Genomic DNA, 18,786 nt, shown 5'->3' on the forward strand with positions numbered 1-18,786 from the left:
GAGCGGCCAAAGGGAGCAGACTGTAAATCTGCCGTCACAGACTTCGAAGGTTCGAATCCTTCTCCCACCACCATCTCGAATATTCTCCTGATCTGCCCAAGATAATCTCAATCACCATTTTCTTCGGGGAGAGGGATGAGAACCTTCGACTAAGGTTCGAGTCGAGCAGCGCGAGACAACGCGCGCAAGCGCGGCCCGCAGGGTGAGGCGCAACGCGCCGAATAATCCTTCTCCCACCACCATCACGAAAATGCTGCCTTTCTGCCCTAAGAAACCAAAACCATCATAGTTATCTGGGGAGAAGGATGAGAACCTTCGACTAAGGTTCGAGTCGAGCAGCGCGAGACAACGCGCGTCAGCGCAGCCCGCAGGGTGAGGCGCGACGCGCCGAATAATCCTTCTCCCACCACCATCTCGAATATTCTCCTGATCTGCCCAAGATAATCCCAATCACCCTATTCTGCTGGGAGAGGGATGAGAACCTTCGATCAAGGTTCGGGTTGAGCAGCGCGAGACAACGCGTCGAATAATCCTGACATCAAGCCCTTCTGATACAGCCTGTCTACCACTCGTTGAAATTGCCCTGCTCTGCCATGACTTTTACTGCAAAAATCGCTACCATCCTGCTTATCATTCGCTGAAGGTCATCCCATGAAATTTATTTCATTTAACATTAACGGCTTGCGGGCTCGCCCCCATCAACTTGAAGCGCTGGTCGAAAAACATCAGCCGGACGTCATCGGACTGCAGGAAACCAAAGTTCATGACGATATGTTTCCGTTAGAAGACGTGGCAAAGCTGGGCTATAACGTGTTTTACCATGGTCAGAAAGGCCATTACGGCGTGGCGCTGCTGACCAAAGTTCAGCCGGTGTCTGTGCGCCGTGGGTTTCCTGGCGATGACGATGATGCGCAGCGTCGATTGATCATGGCCGAGATCCCCAGCCCGATCGGTGATATCACCGTAATAAACGGCTATTTCCCCCAGGGCGAGAGCCGTGACCATCCGACGAAATTTCCGGCGAAAGAGAAGTTTTATCGCGATTTGCAAAGCTATCTGAGTGACAGCCTGGCCGCCGATAAGCCGGTACTGATCATGGGTGATATGAATATCAGCAGTACCGACCTTGATATCGGTATCGGTGAAGACAGCCGCAAGCGTTGGTTACGCACCGGTAAGTGCTCTTTCCTGCCTGAGGAACGTGAATGGATGGATCGCCTGCTCAGTTGGGGCCTGGTCGATACATGGCGCGCACAGAACCCGGACGTTAACGACCGTTTTTCCTGGTTCGACTATCGCTCAAAAGGCTTTGATGATAATCGCGGCCTGCGCATCGATCTGCTGCTGGCGAGCACCGGGCTGGCGTCGCACTGCATTGAAACCGGGATTGATTATGACATCCGCGGCATGGAAAAACCGTCCGACCATGCCCCGGTCTGGTCAACCTTCCGTTTCTGATACGGCCCTGACGCGTGGTAAAAAGCCACGCGTTTTTATTTCACAATTTTCCAAATCAAATTGTTGGTACCCAGCGATTTCTCATCGCGCGCGCACTGCAGCAGCACCCCTTCTGACTTCACTACCGCGCCTTCCGTATAGTTACGGTTTTCAAAAATACAGCACTGCAGACAATTCTGCTGGCGGTTTTGTCCCTGCGTCCAGGCTTCCGCTGGCATATTAACGATCACATCGGTATCGCTACCGCCTGCATCACCCTGTTGGTGACGATAGTTAGCCTGTGCCGGGTTGCAAACAGCCATCACAGCCAGGAGGAGCCATGCTGATTTCATTATTCGGTTTCCTTAGTTTTACGCCTTGCTTTACGCTGCGGACGTTTTTGTCCGGTAGATGGTAAACCACGAAACGCCTGTCCCGACGGCTGCTGCCGCGCCTGCTGAATTAACCCGCTCAGCGTTTGTACCAGCGGCTGCATAAACTCATCGTAACGACAGGCTTTTTCACTGATACGCGTCAGGGTCGATTCCCATTGAGCCGTCATATCCGGCCGGGCAGCGAGATCCGGTAATGAATGGATCAATGCTTTGCCTGCATCAGTCGAATGAATATAGCGTCCTTTCTTGTGTAAAAATGAACGGCGGAACAATAACTCAATAATGCCTGCGCGCGTGGCTTCCGTTCCTAAACCATCGGTCGCACGCAGCACTTTCTTTAATTCTTTATCCTGAACGAAGCGCGCAATGCCGGTCATGGCCGACAGCAAGGTTGCATCCGTAAAATGGCGCGGCGGCTGAGTCTGCTTCGCCAGTACCTCACCGCGCTCGCACAGCAGCGCATCGTCTTTCGCGACGACAGGCAACGGCGTGCCATCATTTTCTTCATCACGCTCTTTACCGCCGAGCAGCGCTCGCCATCCTGCCTCAGCCAGAAAACGGGCTTTGGCAACAAATTTACCGCCCGCGATATCCAGATCGATGGTGCATTTACGGAACACCGCATCCGGGCAAAACTGCATTAAATATTGCCGGGCGACCAGTCCATAAACCTGCTGTTCGTTTTCATTAAGCCTGACGGCGCTGGCGCGAGCGGTGGGAATGATGGCGTGGTGCGCATCCACTTTTTTGTCATCCCAACAGCGGTTTTTGCGGTCTGCATCAAACTCCGCTGGTGGCGTCAGGTCAGGTTGATGCGCCTGAATCGCATTGAGTACGGCGTGGCGACCGGCAAAATGTTCGTCGGGCAAATAACGGCTGTCAGAACGCGGATAGGTGATCAACTTATGGGTTTCATACAAACGCTGGCACACATCCAGTACCGCCTGCGCACTCAGCCCAAAGCGTTTAGCCGCCTCGATTTGCAGAGTAGAGAGAGAAAAAGGGAGCGGCGCGATCTCGTTCTCGCGCTTGTCATTGTAGGCGGTAACGATAGCTGGCTGACCGCTGATGCGTGCCACCACATGCTCCGCCAGGGAGCGTTTCAGCAGCCGACCTTCTTCATCCTGCCAGGGCTCACAGGCTTCGCTGGGGACCCAACTGGCGGTAAAGCGACTCTCATCCGGCGTGACAATGTGCGCTTTGACTTCAAAGTAGTCTTTGGGGACAAAATTCACGATCTCTTCGTCCCGACGTACCACCAGCCCCAACACCGGCGTTTGCACCCTTCCCACTGACAGCACACCATCATAGCCCGCATTGCGGCCCAGCAGCGTCCAGGCGCGCGTCATATTGATACCGTAAAGCCAGTCGGCACGTGCACGTGCCAGGGCGGACACGCAGAGTGGAATAAATTCGCGATTCTCACGCAGCCGGTTGATGGCCCGTTCCACCGCTTGTGGGTTCAGGTCGTTAATCAGGCAGCGCTGCACTTTACTGCGTTTCTCTGCGGGGAGTTGCAGATAATCCAGCACTTCATCCACTAACAGCTGCCCTTCCCGATCGGGGTCACCTGCGTGGACCACTTCATCGGCCTGCGCCAGTAATCCCTCCACCACTTTAAGTTGTTTCGCAACGGAAGGCCGCGGCTGCAGACGCCATTTTTCAGGGATAATCGGCAGATCCGCCAGCGACCAGCGCGCATAACGGCTGTCGTAAACATCAGGCTGCGCCTGCTCAAGTAAATGCCCCACGCACCAGGTGACAATCTGATCATTGCCGCAGGCGATGAAGCCATCACCACGCCGGTGCGGTTTAGGCAGCACGTCGGCAATGGCCCGTCCAAGGCTGGGTTTCTCTGCAATAAACAAACGCATTAAATCGGGTAATCCTTAACGTCAGCAAACAACAAGGGTGACAGCGCAAACCGGTCAGCGGAGGGTTGAGCGGCACGATGCCTGCCCCTTAGCCCGCTGAACGGTTGCATCACACGCACAGGCCTGGAGAAGAGTATGCGCTGCCAGATGAAGCAGCGCTATGGTAGCCTGGCGGCGCGCGGCTGATAAGCGCGCCGGGTTCAATGCTGAACTATTCGCACAATAACCGCACAATCTCTCGTCTGGGAGCGTTCAGAAATAGCGAACGAACGGCGCCGTGTCGGGATGTACCACGGTAGTGCTGGATTTCAGCTGCGGTGTGCCCAGGTAAAGGAAACCCACGATAGCGTCCTGTTCCCGGCAACCGAACGCGTCGCGTACCTGCGGATCGTCGGTCCAGGGACCACTTCGCCAGATACCATTAAAGCCCTGGGCGACCGCCGCCATCTGCATGGCCATCACCGCGCAGCTTGCCGACGCGATTTGCTCCCAGCGAGGCACCTTGTGGTTCAGCTCACAGTGGGCCACAACGGTAATAATCATCGGCGCACGAAACGGGGCCTGGCTGGCTTTGTTAATGGCCTTTTCATCCAGTTGATTGTCCCGCGCCGCCTTCTCAAGCAGCTGGCTGAGGCGATCGCGGCCCTCATTTTCCACTATGATAAAGCGCCACGGTTGCAAGGTACCGTGATCGGGCGCGCGCATGGCGGCGCGCAGGATATTATCCAGCACCTCGCCGCCGGGGGCTGGCTCCGCTAAGCGGGAGGCCGAACGACGATTAACCAATAATTCAAGTGCATCCATGTTTTTCTCCTGAGGGGTTAAAGCACGCATAATCCTGGCACAGGTGGATTTTTTGTAACAGTCCAGGGTGATTTCCTGCTGACTTTTGTTGCGCCGCTCTTTAGGATGAGGTCGTCAACGGAGACCTGGCCTACAAAGCGGCTATTTCCGGTATATCAATATGGAGAGTGTGATGCGCACATTGTGGCGAATAATTGCTGGTCTGTTCCGCGGGATCTGGCGAGTGTTGAACTTTATCAGGGAATGTATCCTTAACCTGTTCCTGATTTTCTTGATTGTCGTCTGTGTCGGGATCTGGCTTCAGGTCAGCGGCTCAGGCAGTCATTCTGCCCCGGTGCAACAAGGCGCTTTAAAAGTTGATCTGACCGGTGTGCTGGTCGATAAACCTTCCGTCAGCAATCGCCTGAGTAAAATTGGTCGCCAGTTATTAGGCACCAGCAGCGACCGCCTACAGGAAAACTCCCTGTTTGATGTGGTTGATGCGATTCGTCAGGCAAAGGGCGACAGCAATATTAAAGGCATGGTGTTAGATCTGCGTGACTTTGCCGGCGGCGATCAGCCGTCGCTGCAGTATGTTGGTAAAGCGCTGCGCGAATTTCGTGAGAGCGGCAAACCCATTTACGCCTTCGGCGACAGTTACAGTCAGGCCCAGTACTACCTTGCCAGTTATGCGACAAAAATCTACCTGTCACCTCAGGGGACCGTTGACCTGCATGGTTTCGCCACCAATGGGTTGTACTACAAAACGCTGCTCGACAAGCTGAAGGTCAATTCACATGTCTTCCGCGTTGGCACCTATAAGTCTGCTGTTGAGCCTTTCCTGCGTGATGATATGTCGCCTGCCGCGCGCGATGCGGACACCCGTTGGGTGGGACAACTCTGGCAGAATTACCTTAATACCGTGTCGGCTAACCGTCAGATCACCCCTGAGCAGCTGTTCCCTGGCGCTACAGCCATCATTGCCGGCCTACAGGCCGTTAAAGGCGATACCGGTCAGTATGCGCTGGATAACAAACTGGTCGATGTTCTGGGCTCACGTGCTGATGCCGATCAGATGCTCATCAAGACCTTTGGTTTTGATAAACAGAGCAGCGATTATCGCAGCGTCAGTATTTATGACTACAACGTTAAACCGGACGCCAGCCAACAGAAAGGCAATATTGCCGTTGTTATGGCCAGCGGCGCCATCATGGACGGTGATGAAACGCCGGGCAATGTAGGCGGTGATACCACGGCGGCACAGATTCGTGATGCGCGGCTGGACCCTAAGATCAAAGCGATCATTTTGCGGGTCAACAGCCCTGGCGGTAGCGTAACGGCCTCGGAAGCTATCCGTTCCGAACTGGCCGCGGCGAAAGCTGCCGGTAAACCGATTGTGGTTTCCATGGGCGGGATGGCAGCTTCAGGTGGTTACTGGATTTCCACCCCAGCCAGCTACATTATCGCCAGTCCTGTCACCCTGACCGGTTCTATCGGTATCTTCGGCGTGATTAATACGCTGGAGAATACCCTGGACAGCATCGGTGTCCATACGGACGGCGTCGCGACCTCACCCCTGGCGGATGTCGCCAGCACCAAAGCGCTGCCGCCTGAAGTTCAGCAGTTGATGCAGTTGACCATCGAAAACGGTTACCACAACTTTGTTGGACTGGTTGCGACCTCACGTCACAAAACGCCGGAGCAAATCGACGCCATCGCCCAGGGTCATGTATGGACCGGAAGCGACGCGAAAGCCAATGGACTGGTGGATGCACTGGGTGATTTTGACGATGCGGTGAAGAAAGCGGCCGAGCTGGCGAAGGTTTCACAACCGCAGCTTGACTGGTATCAGGAAGATCCCGGCTTTGTCGATTTGATGCTGAACCAGATGAACGCCTCTGTTCAGGCCGTGCTGCCTGGCCAGCTGAAAGCCTGGCTGCCCGCGCCGATGTACGATGTCATGAGCGCCATGCGAAATCAGCCCGGCCTGTTCGACCATCTTAACGATCCACAAAACCGTTATGCCTTCTGCCTGACCTGCGGTGAAGTGCGATAAACCTCTCAGCCCGACTGCTGGTCGGGCTGCTTTTCCCTGCTGTTCCCCTTATACTGCGCGTTTTACAGCAAGTCTGAGTTCACCTATGCAAAAGAAAAACATCTACGTTGCCTACACCGGCGGTACCATCGGTATGCAACGCTCTGCTCAAGGTTATATTCCGGTTTCAGGTCACCTACAGCAAGAACTGGCAAAAATGCCCGAATTCCATCGCCCGGAAATGCCTGACTTCACGATCCATGAATATCAGCCCCTGATCGATTCGTCCGATATGACGCCTCAGGACTGGCAGTCCATTGCCGAAGATATCCGGCTGAATTACGACCGCTATGATGGCTTTGTAATCCTGCATGGTACAGATACCATGGCTTTTACCGCCTCAGCATTGTCATTTATGCTGGAAAACCTGGCAAAACCGGTCATTGTGACCGGCTCGCAAATCCCGTTAGCCGAATTGCGCTCAGATGGTCAGCAAAACCTGCTGAACTCGCTGTATGTTGCCGCTAACTATCCGGTTAACGAGGTAACGCTGTTTTTTAATAACACCCTCTATCGCGGTAACCGTACGACAAAAGCTCATGCCGACGGATTTAATGCGTTTGCCTCACCCAATCTGTCAGCCCTGCTGGAAGCCGGCATCCATATTCGCCGCCTGAACACACCGCCTGCACCGCAAGGTCAGGGCGAGCTCATCGTACATACGATCACGCCGCAGCCCATTGGCGTGGTGACGATTTATCCCGGCATATCGGCGGATGTCGTGCGTAACTTTTTGCGCCAGCCGGTTAAAGCCCTTATTTTGCGCTCTTACGGCGTAGGCAATGCCCCGCAGAACGCCGAGTTCCTGTCTGAGCTACAGCAGGCCAGCGAGCGCGGCATTGTGGTGGTTAACCTCACCCAATGTATCTCCGGTAAGGTCAATATGGGCGGCTACGCAACCGGAAATGCGCTGGAACATGCGGGCGTCATCAGTGGCTTTGATCTGACGGTAGAAGCCGCCCTGACAAAACTTCACTATCTGTTAAGTCAGGATCTCTCAAGCGAGCAAATCCGTGCCAAAATGCAGCAAAACCTGCGTGGCGAACTGACCGAAGATTGAGACGGAGCAAACGGGAATGAAACGGGCACTGATCATTATTGATATTCAGAACGACTTCTGCCCCGGCGGCCCCATGGCCGTTACAGAAGGCGATCATACGGTAGAGATTGCTAATCGCTATGCCCGTGCCTTTCGCGAAAAAGGTGAGTGCGTTGTGGCATTACAGGACTGGCACCCTGCCAACCATGGCAGTTTTGCCTCCGTGTCTGGTGAGCCGGTTTATACCCTGGGTGAGCTTAATGGTCTGCCCCAAATCTGGTGGCCGGATCATGGGATTCAGCACTCAACCGGCGCAGACTTTCATCCTGGGCTTGACCGCAGCCTGTTTGACGCGGTCTTCCACAAGGGTGAAGATCAGGACGTTGACAGCTATAGCGCCTTTTTTGATAACGGCCACCGGCGTAAAACCGAGCTGGACAGCTGGTTGCGTGCGCGCGACATCACGCATCTGGTGATGCTGGGCCTGGCGACCGATTACTGTGTGAAATACAGCGTTCTGGATGCACTGGAACTGGGCTATCAGGTCAACGTGGTGGCAGAAGGTTGCCGGGGCGTGAATCTCAATCCTGAAGACAGCGAAATTGCCCTGGCGCAGATGGCAGCACAGGGTGCGGTTATTATCTGAAGCTGAACGTGAAGGGTTGGCTTGTTGCCAGCCCTTCACGTCTCGAACGGCCTGTCACTTTCACAGGCTGTCCAGGCTTAATGCAGGTTGATACGAGTCACGTCTGGCTCAATGCCAAACTCGTCTTTCAACTGCTTTTTAGACTTGGTGACCATCTCGCCGTCTTTACCGATCGTCATATGCTGTGGGGCCTCGTTATTCCGCGCCTGCCACATCATCACCAGTTGCAGGCTGTTATCACGCTGCTGCTGGGTAAGCGCCACGCCATCCGGCCATTTTCCGGTTTCCACAGCCATAACCAGACGGTCATAGATTTCAGGCGTCATGGCATCAAGCATCGCGTCAAGTTGCTGTTTCATCGTTATCCTTTCGTCTCGTCACCCTGCTGATCGGTAAAGTTCAGCGAGGCGGAATTAACACAGTAGCGTTCACCGGTAGGTTGTGGACCGTCCGGGAAAACATGACCGAGATGGGCATCACAACTGCCACAACGGATTTCAACACGCTGCATACCATGTGAATTATCTTCCAGATAGCGAATCGCGTCATCGCTTACCGGCTGATAGAAGCTGGGCCAGCCACAACCTGAGTCATACTTGGTGTCAGACAAAAACAGGGGAGCGTTGCAGACCAAACAGTGGTAGATCCCTTCCTGCTTATTGTGCAGCAGCGCACCGCTGTACGGTGGCTCCGTTCCACGCTGCTGCGTGACATAACGTTGCATCTCAGTCAGTTGGGCGATTTTTGCTTCGGGTGCGGTTTCTTTAGGCATTTGAGCAATTCCGGGATGTCATTCTGTAAAAATCGACTACTATTCTAACAAACGATCAACATTAGTCGGGTCTTTTTTTGTGCTCAACCCTTCAGTCCGTATCCTACAAGGTAGATTTGTGACTTCGATCACCTTTTCTCTGGCATATCCCTATATATTCGGCGAAGGATTCAACAGAGCACGTTTTTTTCAGGTGCGCGCAAGCGGTTGCGGCACAAATAATTCCTGTTGAGTGGATTGACCTGTCGCAACAATTGACACGATTCCGCTTGACGCCTGGTAAGGTTTTTGTAATTTTACAGCCAACCTTTTATTCACTAACAACTAGCTGGTGGAATATATGACTATCAAAGTAGGTATCAACGGTTTTGGCCGTATCGGTCGCATCGTTTTCCGTGCTGCTCAACAGCGCTCTGACATCGAAATCGTTGCTATCAACGACCTGCTGGACGCTGACTACATGGCGTACATGCTGAAGTACGACTCTACTCACGGCCGTTTTGACGGCACCGTTGAAGTACAGGACGGCGCTCTGGTTGTTAACGGTAAGAAAATCCGCGTTACTGCTGAGAGAGATCCGGCTAACCTGAAATGGGACGAAGTCGGCGTTGACGTCGTTGCTGAAGCAACCGGTATCTTCCTGACCGACGAGACTGCACGTAAGCACATCACTGCGGGTGCCAGGAAAGTCGTTCTGACCGGTCCATCTAAAGATGACACCCCAATGTTCGTTCGTGGTGCAAACTTCGACAAATATCAGGGTCAGGACATCGTGTCTAACGCCTCTTGTACCACTAACTGCCTGGCACCACTGGCAAAAGTGATCAACGACAAGTTCGGCATCGTTGAAGGCCTGATGACCACCGTTCACGCGACCACCGCGACACAGAAAACCGTTGATGGCCCGTCTCACAAAGACTGGCGTGGCGGTCGTGGCGCGTCTCAGAACATCATCCCTTCTTCTACCGGTGCAGCGAAAGCGGTAGGTAAAGTGCTGCCAGAACTGAATGGCAAGCTGACAGGTATGGCGTTCCGCGTTCCTACTCCAAACGTTTCTGTTGTTGACCTGACCGTTCGTCTGGAAAAAGCAGCGTCTTACAAAGAAATCTGTGCCGCTATTAAAGCCGCTTCAGAAGGCGAAATGAAAGACGTGCTGGGCTATGTTGAAGATGACGTGGTTTCTACCGATTTCAACGGTGAAATCCTGACGTCAGTATTCGATGCTAAAGCCGGTATCGCGCTGAATGACAACTTCGTTAAACTGGTTTCCTGGTATGATAACGAAACCGGTTATTCAAACAAAGTTCTCGACCTGATTGCGCTGGTTTCTGCTAAATAAGGCAGCCAGACAGAAGAGAATAAGGGTGACTTCGGTCACCCTTTTTTTGATCCATTTCGTAAGGAGTCGGGCATGCAAGACAAACTCTTTTCTCTCCCCGTGGTTAAACAGATTACACCTTACCTGTCACAGCGTCAGGTCGGGGATCTTCCGGCAATCGTTGTCAGCCATCCTCGCGTGCGTGCGGCCATAACGTTACAGGGCGCTCACCTTATTGCCTGGCAACCCAGCGGGGAAAAGCACGTGCTGTGGCTGAGCGATAAAAGCCCTTTCTCGTCAGGCAAAGCGATTCGTGGCGGCGTCCCCATCTGCTGGCCCTGGTTTGGACCTGCGGGTGAACCGGCGCATGGATTTGCCCGTAATCAATCCTGGAAGCTGTCTGCTCATGATGAAAACGAAGAAGGCGTGATCTTAACGCTGGTGCTGGAAAGCAATCCACAGACGCTAAAGTTATGGCCACACGAATTTACGCTGATAGCACGTTTTCGTCTTGGGCAGCACTGTGAGATCGAACTGGAAGCCTATGGTGACTATGAGTCCACCGCTGCGCTGCACAGCTACTTTAACGTGGCAGATATCAATGGGGTCGATGTCTCCGGACTGGGTGATACCTATATCGATAAGGTTAACGACAATCAGGAAGGCACCAGTGACGGTAAGCAGCGTTTTACCAGCCGGGTTGACCGTATCTTTACTGCGGCAAACGACTGCTCCGTGATTAACGATCAGGTGGGTCAGCGGCAAATCGAGGTTTATCATCACCACCAAAGTGACGTTGTCACATGGAACCCAGGCGTTGAGCTGTCCTGCAGCATGACAGACATGCCCAACGAAGGTTACAAAACCATGGTTTGTGTGGAAACGGCTCGCATCAGCAAACCGTTACGCAGTGCGGGCGAAAAACCGGCCCGACTGGCGACCACGATTCGTCTGAAAGGGAAATCGAGTTAAGGCTTAAGGGCGCTATTCATACGACGTCCAGTGGCATTTTGTGCCGCGGCGGCGGGAAAGCTTTGTCGATCAGGAAACACTCCTCATCACTCAGGCTAATATCCAGCGCCGCGGCATTTTCCTGCACATGCAGCAGTGAGCTGGCTTTAGGGATAGCAATCATACCCGGCGCGCGGATAACCCACGCCAACAGAAGCTGAGCAACCGTAATCCCCTTCTGCTGAGCAATGGCGACCAGGGTTGGCTCTGAAAACAGCCGATTGCGTAAGCGTCCTGCCTGAGCCAGCGGACAATAGGCCATTACCGGCATCGCATGCTGCTGGCACAGGGGCAGAAGATCATATTCGATACCGCGTGAAGCCAGATGATAAAGCACCTGATTGGTTGCGCAGGCTTCACCACCGGCTTCGGCCCACAGCTCATCCATATCATCGCTGTCGAAGTTTGAAACGCCCCAATGCACAATTTTTCCCTGCTGCTGCAGGCTTTGCATTGCGCTTATGGTTTCGTCCAGGGGCACGCTGCCACGCCAGTGCAGCAGGTAGAGGTCAAGGCGGTCGGTTTGCAAACGCCGCAGGCTGGCTTCACAGGCGGCTATCGCGTCATATTCTCCGGCATTCCATGGGTAAACTTTCGATACCAGCAACGCGCTGTCACGGCGCCCTTTTAGCGCCTCGCCGACCACCTCTTCCGCCCCGCCATCGGCGTACATTTCGGCCGTATCAATAATTTTCAAGCCCGCATCCAGCCCAGCCTGAAGCGCGCTGACTTCCTGCTGTCGGCTGTTGCTGTCTTCACCCATGTACCAGGTCCCAAGCCCTATCGCCGGTATTGCCTGTTGACCTGCCACGTTAACGTATTTTGCCATTTTACGCTCCTGCACTGTTATAGGGCAGACAAACTAACAGAGGGCAACGCCTGCCCTCTTAAGGTGCAAATCAGAAAGTGTAACTTACGCCTGTCCAGATCGTAAACTGTCCACTTTTATCAACCATGGGACTGTCTTTGATTTCACTGGCAAAACGGGTGTAGCGTCCTGACAGGTTAGCATTCCACTGTGGCGTAATGCTGTAGCTGGCATTCAGCTCCGCATAAGGTGACCAGCTGTCATCGGGATGATAGCGGTTGATACCGGTACGATCGCTCTCATGGCCAGACACGCCATAGTAGTAACGGTTCTGATTCGCGCTGTTCCACATGGCCCCAATCCCCGGCGTTAAGGTAAAATCACCGAAGTTAAAGCGGTAGAGGTAGGTAAGATCCCAGATGATGCCATTACTGTTGTTGAGCACGTCACCGAGCAGTGAAGTACGAACAATCCCCCAGTCTGCGGTATGTCTGTAGGTCGCACCGCCCATCAGCGTCATGCGGCGCTTATCCAGCCCTTTCATATCGCCCAGATCGTTGTCACCCGGGTCATATTCTTGTGGTGAGCCCAGCAACGTCAGAGACAGCTGATCCTGAGGGTCTTTCCACAGGTAGTAACCGCCCTGTAGCGTGTTAAACCAGAAGTTTTCTCCTTCATAATTGATGATGGGCACGGGCAAATAGCGGTCCTGCCCACCACGATACGGGGATTGCGCATAAATCACTGATGCACCGAGTGATAAAGGCGCGGCCTGAACTGACTGCCCCAGAAAATAACAAGGGAGAAGTGCGATAAGCGTGTTAAGTTTGAATTGGTTCACAATTTATTCATTCCATAAATATAACAATCACTCATACAGTCTAACGCTTTTTACAGACTGAATTAACCTTATATGAAAATCATCTACCCAATTTAAGGCAGGATGTGGCATAACCGGGTTAGAGACATCACAAATTTGCCATTTATGCGTCAAAAAGGTTTCGCAACAAAATGATTTTGTTATTGATATGTGGCTCACTAATCAAAAATCTATGATGAAATTTCCTGAATGCCTTCTACAGTTAAACTTAATACCGAGGGTTTTGTTGAAAGAGAGTAACCATAAAAGTTGTGCATCCCGATAACAATGATCAGGTTGGCATAAGGGTTGCTGTAGTAAAAGATAATATCTTCCGGGAGCTGTACGAGCACTGATTATTGCTCCTTTACCTGTGCTAAAAACGAAAGGACGGGCATCGCTATGAATATATTCGATCATTATCGTCAGCGTTATGAAGCTGCCAAGGACGAAGAGTTCACACTGCAGGAATTTCTTACCATCTGTAAACAGGATCGCAGTGCATACGCCAACGCCGCAGAGCGACTGTTAATGGCTATCGGTGAACCCGTGATGGTTGACACCGCTCAGGAGCCACGCCTTTCCCGAATCTTTTCTAACCGGGTGATGGGACGTTACCCGGCATTTGAAGAGTTTTACGGTATGGAAGAAGCGATTGAACAAATCGTTTCTTACTTGAAACATGCGGCACAAGGCCTTGAAGAGAAGAAACAAATTCTTTATCTGCTGGGTCCGGTCGGCGGCGGTAAGTCCTCTCTGGCAGAGCGACTGAAATCGCTGATGCAGCGTGTGCCCATCTTTGTATTGAGCGCCGATGGCGAACGCAGCCCGGTCAACGATCACCCCCTGTGCCTGTTTAATCCGCAGGAAGACGCCAATATTCTGGAAAAAGAGTACGGCGTACCCCGCCGCTACCTTGGCACCATTATGTCGCCATGGGCGGCTAAACGCCTGCACGAATTTGGTGGGGATATCACCCGCTTCAAAGTGGTGAAAGTATGGCCGTCGATTCTGGAGCAGTTAGCCATCGCCAAGACCGAACCCGGTGATGAAAATAATCAGGATATCTCCGCACTCGTCGGTAAGGTCGACATTCGTAAACTGGAAAACCATGCTCAGAACGATCCTGACGCCTACGGTTACTCAGGTGCGTTATGCCGGGCGAACCAGGGCATCATGGAATTCGTTGAGATGTTTAAAGCACCCATTAAAGTGCTGCATCCCCTGTTAACCGCCACCCAGGAAGGTAACTATAACGGTACAGAGGGCATCTCTGCTCTGCCGTTTAACGGTATCATTCTGGCGCACTCGAACGAATCTGAGTGGGTGACGTTCCGTAACAACAAAAACAATGAGGCGTTCCTTGATCGTGTTTACATCGTTAAGGTGCCTTACTGCCTCCGCGTATCCGAAGAGATTAAGATCTACGAGAAACTCCTGAATCACAGTGAGCTGTCCACGGCGCCTTGCGCGCCCGGCACGCTGGAAACTCTGGCGCGATTCTCCATTCTGTCACGCATGAAAGATCCGGATAACTCCAGTATCTACTCCAAGATGCGTGTATATGACGGTGAAAGCCTCAAGGATACCGATCCCAAGGCGAAGTCCTGGCAGGAATACCATGACTACGCCGGCGTAGACGAAGGGATGAACGGATTGTCGACCCGTTTCGCCTTTAAAATTCTGTCCCGCGTCTTTAACTTCGATCATGCTGAAGTGGCAGCCAACCCTGTTCACCTGTTTTACGTGTTGGAACAGCAAATAGAACGTGAGCAGTTCCCGCAAGATCAGGCGGAAAAATACCTTGAGCACCTGAAAGGTTATTTAATTCCGAAATATGCAGAGTTTATTGGCAAAGAGATTCAGACAGCTTATCTGGAATCCTATTCCGAATATGGTCAAAATATCTTTGACCGCTATGTCACTTATGCCGATTTCTGGATTCAGGATCAGGAGTATCGCGATCCTGATACAGGGCAGCTGTTTGACCGTGAGTCACTTAATGCGGAACTGGAAAAAATTGAGAAACCTGCGGGGATTAGTAATCCTAAAGATTTCCGTAATGAAATTGTCAATTTTGTGCTGCGTGCACGGGCCCATAATAACGGCCGCAATCCGAACTGGACCAGTTATGAGAAACTGCGTACGGTGATTGAGAAAAAAATGTTCTCAAATACCGAAGAGCTGTTGCCGGTTATTTCATTCAATACGAAAACGTCCACGGATGAGCAGAAGAAGCATGATGATTTTGTCGATCGCATGATGGAAAAAGGCTATACCCGCAAACAGGTTCGCCTGCTGTGTGAATGGTATCTGCGCGTACGTAAATCGTCCTGATCAGAGTCTGTAAGCAAACCGGTGCGGGATAGCACCGGTCACTTAAGGACGGGACAGCCCGGCCTGCTTGCAATGTAGTTTGGGGGAACATCATGGCCTATTTTATCGATCGCCGACTAAACGGTAAAAACAAGAGCGCGGTCAACCGCCAGCGCTTCTTGCGTCGTTATAAGTCCCAGATTAAGCAGTCGATCTCCGAGGCCATCAATAAACGCTCGGTGACCGACATCAGTAGTGGCGAATCCGTTTCCATCCCGATTGATGACATCAATGAACCGATTTTCCATCAGGGTCGCGGCGGGCAACGCCATCGTGTCCATCCGGGCAACGATCACTTTATACAAAATGACCGTGTTGAGCGGCCGCAGGGCGGCGGTGGCAGCGGTTCCGGTCAGGGCAACGCCGGTCAGGACGGTGAAGGTCAGGATGAGTTCGTTTTTCAGATCTCCAAAGATGAATATCTGGACCTGCTGTTTGAAGATCTGGCGCTGCCCAACTTGCGTAAAAATCAGCACCGCCAGTTAAACGAGTATAAAACCCACCGTGCGGGTTTTACCTCTAATGGTGTGCCGGCCAACATCAGCGTGGTGCGTTCTCTGCAGAACTCTCTGGCGCGTCGTACTGCCATGACCGCAGGTAAACGTCGCCAGCTGCATCAGCTTGAAGATGAACTCGCCACGGTTGAAAAGTCAGAACCGGCTCAGTTGCTCGAAGAGGAGCGCTTACGCAAAGAGATTGCCGACTTGCGTGCGCGTATCGCTCGGGTGCCCTTTATCGATACCTTTGATTTACGCTACAAAAACTTTGAAAAACGCCCTGAACCTTCCAGCCAGGCGGTTATGTTCTGTCTGATGGACGTCTCGGGCTCCATGGATCAGGCTACCAAGGATATGGCAAAACGCTTTTATATTTTGCTCTACCTGTTCCTGAGCCGCACTTACAAAAATGTCGATGTGGTTTATATCCGGCACCATACACAGGCCAAAGAAGTCGACGAGCAGGAGTTTTTCTATTCACAGGAAACCGGCGGGACCATCGTGTCGAGCGCCCTGAAGCTCATGGATGAAGTGGTCAAAGAGCGTTACGATCCGGCACAGTGGAATATCTACGCTGCTCAGGCGTCAGATGGCGACAACTGGGCGGATGATTCACCGCTGTGTCATGAGATTCTGGCGAAGAACATCTTACCGGTCGTCCGTTACTACACCTATATTGAAATCACCCGTCGTGCTCACCAGACCCTGTGGCGCGAATATGAACACCTGCAGTCGATATTCGATAACTTTGCGATCCAGCACATTCGTGAACCCGAGGATATCTACCCGGTGTTCCGTGAGCTGTTTCACAAGCAGGCAATGGAAGCCTGAGACACGAAGCCGACGCCCTGTCGGCTTTTTTTTGTCTAATAACCTGTTAAAACATGGCCTTCCCCGTCACAAACCCTCCAACTACTCTATTAATATCGTTAAACTGGAGTAACAAAGGCATTAGCAATTGATATAAATTGCATAATGACCATGACAACTCATTGATAAAACATTATCTTGCAGACATAGCATGGGTGTTTCTACACATTAGCTAACATTGATTGCCGTATCTCAGGAGACCGGGTTTGAACCACACTATTGTTTATAGTCTTTTTATTATTGGGTCCGTGCTGGTTGCGTCGAGTATCTTACTCAGTTCCTTTTCATCCCGTCTGGGCATTCCTATCCTGGTCATTTTCCTGGCGCTGGGAATGTTAGCCGGGATTGATGGCATCGGCGGTATCGCCTTCGATAATTACCCAGCCGCTTACCTGATTTCTAACCTCGCCCTGGCGATTATTCTGCTGGATGGCGGAATGCGCACCAAAGCCAGCTCGTTTAAGGTGGCGCTGGGCCCGGCACTGTCGCTGGCAACGGTAGGCGTCATTATTACGGCTGGATTAACCGGCCTGGTCGCCGCATGGCTTTTCCGGCTCGATATGATGCAGGGCTTTTTAATTGGCGCCATTATCGGTTCCACCGATGCGGCGGCAGTGTTCTCACTGCTGGGCGATAAAGGCCTGAATGAACGCGTAAGCTCAACGCTGGAAATTGAGTCTGGCAGCAACGATCCTATGGCGGTGTTTCTCACCATTACGCTGATAGAGATGATCGAGCAGGGCAAAACCGGCCTTGACTGGATGTTTGTGGTACACCTGATTCAACAGTTTGGTCTGGGCATTGTGCTGGGCCTGGGCGGCGGCTGGGCCCTGCAGCAGCTGATTAACCGCATAAACCTGGCTCCTGGCCTTTACCCTTTACTGGCACTCAGCGGCGGTATTCTGGTGTTTGCCCTGACCACGGTCCTCGAAGGCAGTGGGATTCTGGCCGTGTATCTGTGTGGTTTCTTGCTCGGAAACAGCCCTATCCGCAACCGCTTTGGTATTCTGCAAACCTTTGATGGTATGGCCTGGCTCAGTCAGATAGGCATGTTTATCGTGCTGGGCCTGTTAGTCACGCCGTCGGATCTTTGGCATATCGCGGTCCCTGCCATGATTCTCTCGCTGTGGTTGATTTTGGTTGCGCGCCCCCTGTCCGTCTTCATCGGCTTATTGCCCTTCCGTGGCTTCACAGGGCGCGAGCGGGTTTTTATCAGTTGGGTGGGCCTGCGTGGCGCGGTGCCGATTATCCTGGCGGTGTTCCCGATGATGGCGGGCCTGGAAAACGCGTCGCTCTATTTTAATATTGCCTTCTTTGTCGTGTTGGTCTCACTGATGCTGCAGGGCACCTCGCTGGGATATGCCGCGAAGAAAGCCAAAGTGGTGGTACCGCCTACGGCGTCGCCCATCAGCCGCATCGGGCTGGATATCCATCCGGAAAATCCCTGGGAGCAGTTTGTCTATCAACTTAGTGCCGACAAATGGTGCGTAGGCGCCGCGCTGCGCGATCTACAGATGCCGCGTGAAACCCGCATCGCCGCCCTGTTTCGGGATAACGTGTTGATGCATCCAGATAGCGCGACGCGTTTAAAAGAAAACGACGTGATTTGCGTCATTGGTCGTGAGCGTGATCTGCCTGCGTTGGGAAAAATGTTCAGCCAGTCGCCGCCTGTCTCGCTGGATCAGCGTTTCTTCGGTGACTTTATTCTTGATGCCGACGCTCGCCTGAACGATGTGGCGCAAATATATGGTCTTGAACTGGATGAACACACCAACGCGCAACAATCACTGGGACAACTGATGCTCGGCATGCTCGGCGGCACGCCCGTCGTAGGCGATCAGATTGAATGGAATCAGCTGACCTGGACCGTGGCGGAAAAAGAAGATAATCAAATCGTGAAAATTGGTGTGCGCCCAAGTGAAGACAAGGAATAATCTTAATTAATTGGCGCGGTTAATTGGCTGAATTGCACTAAGCTTTTATGACATTCAGTTAAAACGGGAGTT

16 protein-coding genes and 2 other RNA genes are annotated in these 18,786 nt (G+C 52.6%); 11 read left to right on the plus strand and 7 right to left on the minus strand.

Going from position 1 to position 18,786, the window contains the following annotated elements; all coding sequences use genetic code 11:
* Positions 1–114: 114 nt before the first annotated feature.
* The 3 genes from NR177_RS02460 (at position 115) to xthA (ending at position 1,458) form a co-directional block, all read left to right on the plus strand.
* A non-coding RNA gene (locus NR177_RS02460) (RtT sRNA) lies at positions 115–242 on the plus strand.
* Positions 243–284: 42 nt separating this feature from the next.
* A non-coding RNA gene (locus NR177_RS02465) (RtT sRNA) lies at positions 285–412 on the plus strand.
* Between the two features lie 239 nt (positions 413–651).
* A complete protein-coding gene (gene xthA, locus NR177_RS02470; protein WP_063879808.1) occupies positions 652–1,458 on the plus strand; it encodes an exodeoxyribonuclease III in 807 nt (268 codons plus the stop codon).
* A 35-nt stretch (positions 1,459–1,493) separates the two neighbouring features.
* Here the strand turns inward: xthA and NR177_RS02475 are convergent, their stop codons facing one another.
* The 3 genes from NR177_RS02475 to NR177_RS02485 form a co-directional block, all read right to left on the minus strand.
* Positions 1,494–1,790: a YnjH family protein gene (locus NR177_RS02475; protein WP_063879809.1), complete on the minus strand. Its 297-nt coding sequence runs from the start codon at positions 1,788–1,790 to the stop codon at positions 1,494–1,496.
* Positions 1,790–3,706: a DNA topoisomerase III gene (locus NR177_RS02480; RefSeq protein WP_256852233.1), complete on the minus strand. Its 1,917-nt coding sequence runs from the start codon at positions 3,704–3,706 to the stop codon at positions 1,790–1,792. The genes NR177_RS02475 and NR177_RS02480 overlap by 1 nt, the downstream gene beginning before the upstream one ends.
* A gap of 252 nt (positions 3,707–3,958) precedes the next feature.
* Positions 3,959–4,510, minus strand: coding sequence for an NAD(P)H nitroreductase (locus NR177_RS02485; RefSeq protein WP_063879811.1), 552 nt, complete (start codon positions 4,508–4,510; stop codon positions 3,959–3,961).
* 172 nt (positions 4,511–4,682) lie between these two features.
* Between NR177_RS02485 and sppA the strand changes: the two genes are divergently transcribed.
* The 3 genes from sppA to pncA all read left to right on the plus strand — a co-directional run bounded on the left by sppA (position 4,683) and on the right by pncA (position 8,269).
* Positions 4,683–6,545, plus strand: coding sequence for a signal peptide peptidase SppA (gene sppA / locus NR177_RS02490; RefSeq protein WP_256852234.1), 1,863 nt, complete (start codon positions 4,683–4,685; stop codon positions 6,543–6,545).
* 85 nt (positions 6,546–6,630) lie between these two features.
* A complete protein-coding gene (gene ansA, locus NR177_RS02495; RefSeq protein ID WP_063879813.1) occupies positions 6,631–7,644 on the plus strand; it encodes an asparaginase in 1,014 nt (337 codons plus the stop codon).
* 16 nt (positions 7,645–7,660) lie between these two features.
* Complete coding sequence (pncA, locus tag NR177_RS02500) at positions 7,661–8,269, plus strand: bifunctional nicotinamidase/pyrazinamidase (RefSeq protein WP_109716438.1); 609 nt, start codon at positions 7,661–7,663, stop codon at positions 8,267–8,269.
* 77 nt (positions 8,270–8,346) lie between these two features.
* On the opposite strand, the gene NR177_RS02505 is transcribed toward pncA, so the two are convergent.
* Complete coding sequence (locus NR177_RS02505; protein ID WP_063879815.1) at positions 8,347–8,628, minus strand: YeaC family protein; 282 nt, start codon at positions 8,626–8,628, stop codon at positions 8,347–8,349.
* A 2-nt stretch (positions 8,629–8,630) separates the two neighbouring features.
* The gene (gene msrB, locus NR177_RS02510; RefSeq protein ID WP_063879816.1) at positions 8,631–9,041 is read right to left on the minus strand and encodes a peptide-methionine (R)-S-oxide reductase MsrB; all 411 of its coding nucleotides are present in this window, start codon (positions 9,039–9,041) and stop codon (positions 8,631–8,633) included.
* 340 nt (positions 9,042–9,381) lie between these two features.
* Here msrB and gapA point away from each other — a divergent pair, with 340 nt between their 5' ends.
* Complete coding sequence (gapA, locus tag NR177_RS02515; RefSeq protein WP_256852235.1) at positions 9,382–10,380, plus strand: glyceraldehyde-3-phosphate dehydrogenase; 999 nt, start codon at positions 9,382–9,384, stop codon at positions 10,378–10,380.
* Between the two features lie 72 nt (positions 10,381–10,452).
* Complete coding sequence (locus NR177_RS02520) at positions 10,453–11,331, plus strand: D-hexose-6-phosphate mutarotase (RefSeq protein WP_256852236.1); 879 nt, start codon at positions 10,453–10,455, stop codon at positions 11,329–11,331.
* A 16-nt stretch (positions 11,332–11,347) separates the two neighbouring features.
* Here NR177_RS02520 and NR177_RS02525 read toward each other — a convergent pair whose 3' ends face one another.
* Positions 11,348–12,199, minus strand: a complete 852-nt coding sequence (locus NR177_RS02525; protein ID WP_256852237.1) for an aldo/keto reductase — start codon at positions 12,197–12,199, stop codon at positions 11,348–11,350.
* A 70-nt stretch (positions 12,200–12,269) separates the two neighbouring features.
* Positions 12,270–13,019 carry a MipA/OmpV family protein gene (locus tag NR177_RS02530; RefSeq protein WP_256852238.1) on the minus strand — a complete coding sequence of 250 codons (750 nt, stop codon included), beginning with the start codon at positions 13,017–13,019 and terminating at the stop codon, positions 12,270–12,272.
* Between the two features lie 420 nt (positions 13,020–13,439).
* Here NR177_RS02530 and yeaG point away from each other — a divergent pair, with 420 nt between their 5' ends.
* The 3 genes from yeaG to NR177_RS02545 all read left to right on the plus strand — a co-directional run bounded on the left by yeaG (position 13,440) and on the right by NR177_RS02545 (position 18,714).
* Positions 13,440–15,374 carry a protein kinase YeaG gene (gene yeaG / locus NR177_RS02535; RefSeq protein WP_063879821.1) on the plus strand — a complete coding sequence of 645 codons (1,935 nt, stop codon included), beginning with the start codon at positions 13,440–13,442 and terminating at the stop codon, positions 15,372–15,374.
* A gap of 92 nt (positions 15,375–15,466) precedes the next feature.
* Positions 15,467–16,741, plus strand: a complete 1,275-nt coding sequence (locus NR177_RS02540; RefSeq protein ID WP_063879822.1) for a YeaH/YhbH family protein — start codon at positions 15,467–15,469, stop codon at positions 16,739–16,741.
* A 245-nt stretch (positions 16,742–16,986) separates the two neighbouring features.
* On the plus strand, positions 16,987–18,714 hold the full coding sequence (locus NR177_RS02545) for a potassium/proton antiporter (RefSeq protein WP_063879823.1): 1,728 nt from the start codon (positions 16,987–16,989) through the stop codon (positions 18,712–18,714).
* Positions 18,715–18,786 lie beyond the last annotated feature (72 nt).

Origin of the sequence: Pantoea sp. Fr+CA_20 (assembly GCF_024520835.1) — a bacterium.
GTDB lineage: Bacteria > Pseudomonadota > Gammaproteobacteria > Enterobacterales > Enterobacteriaceae > Pantoea > Pantoea allii.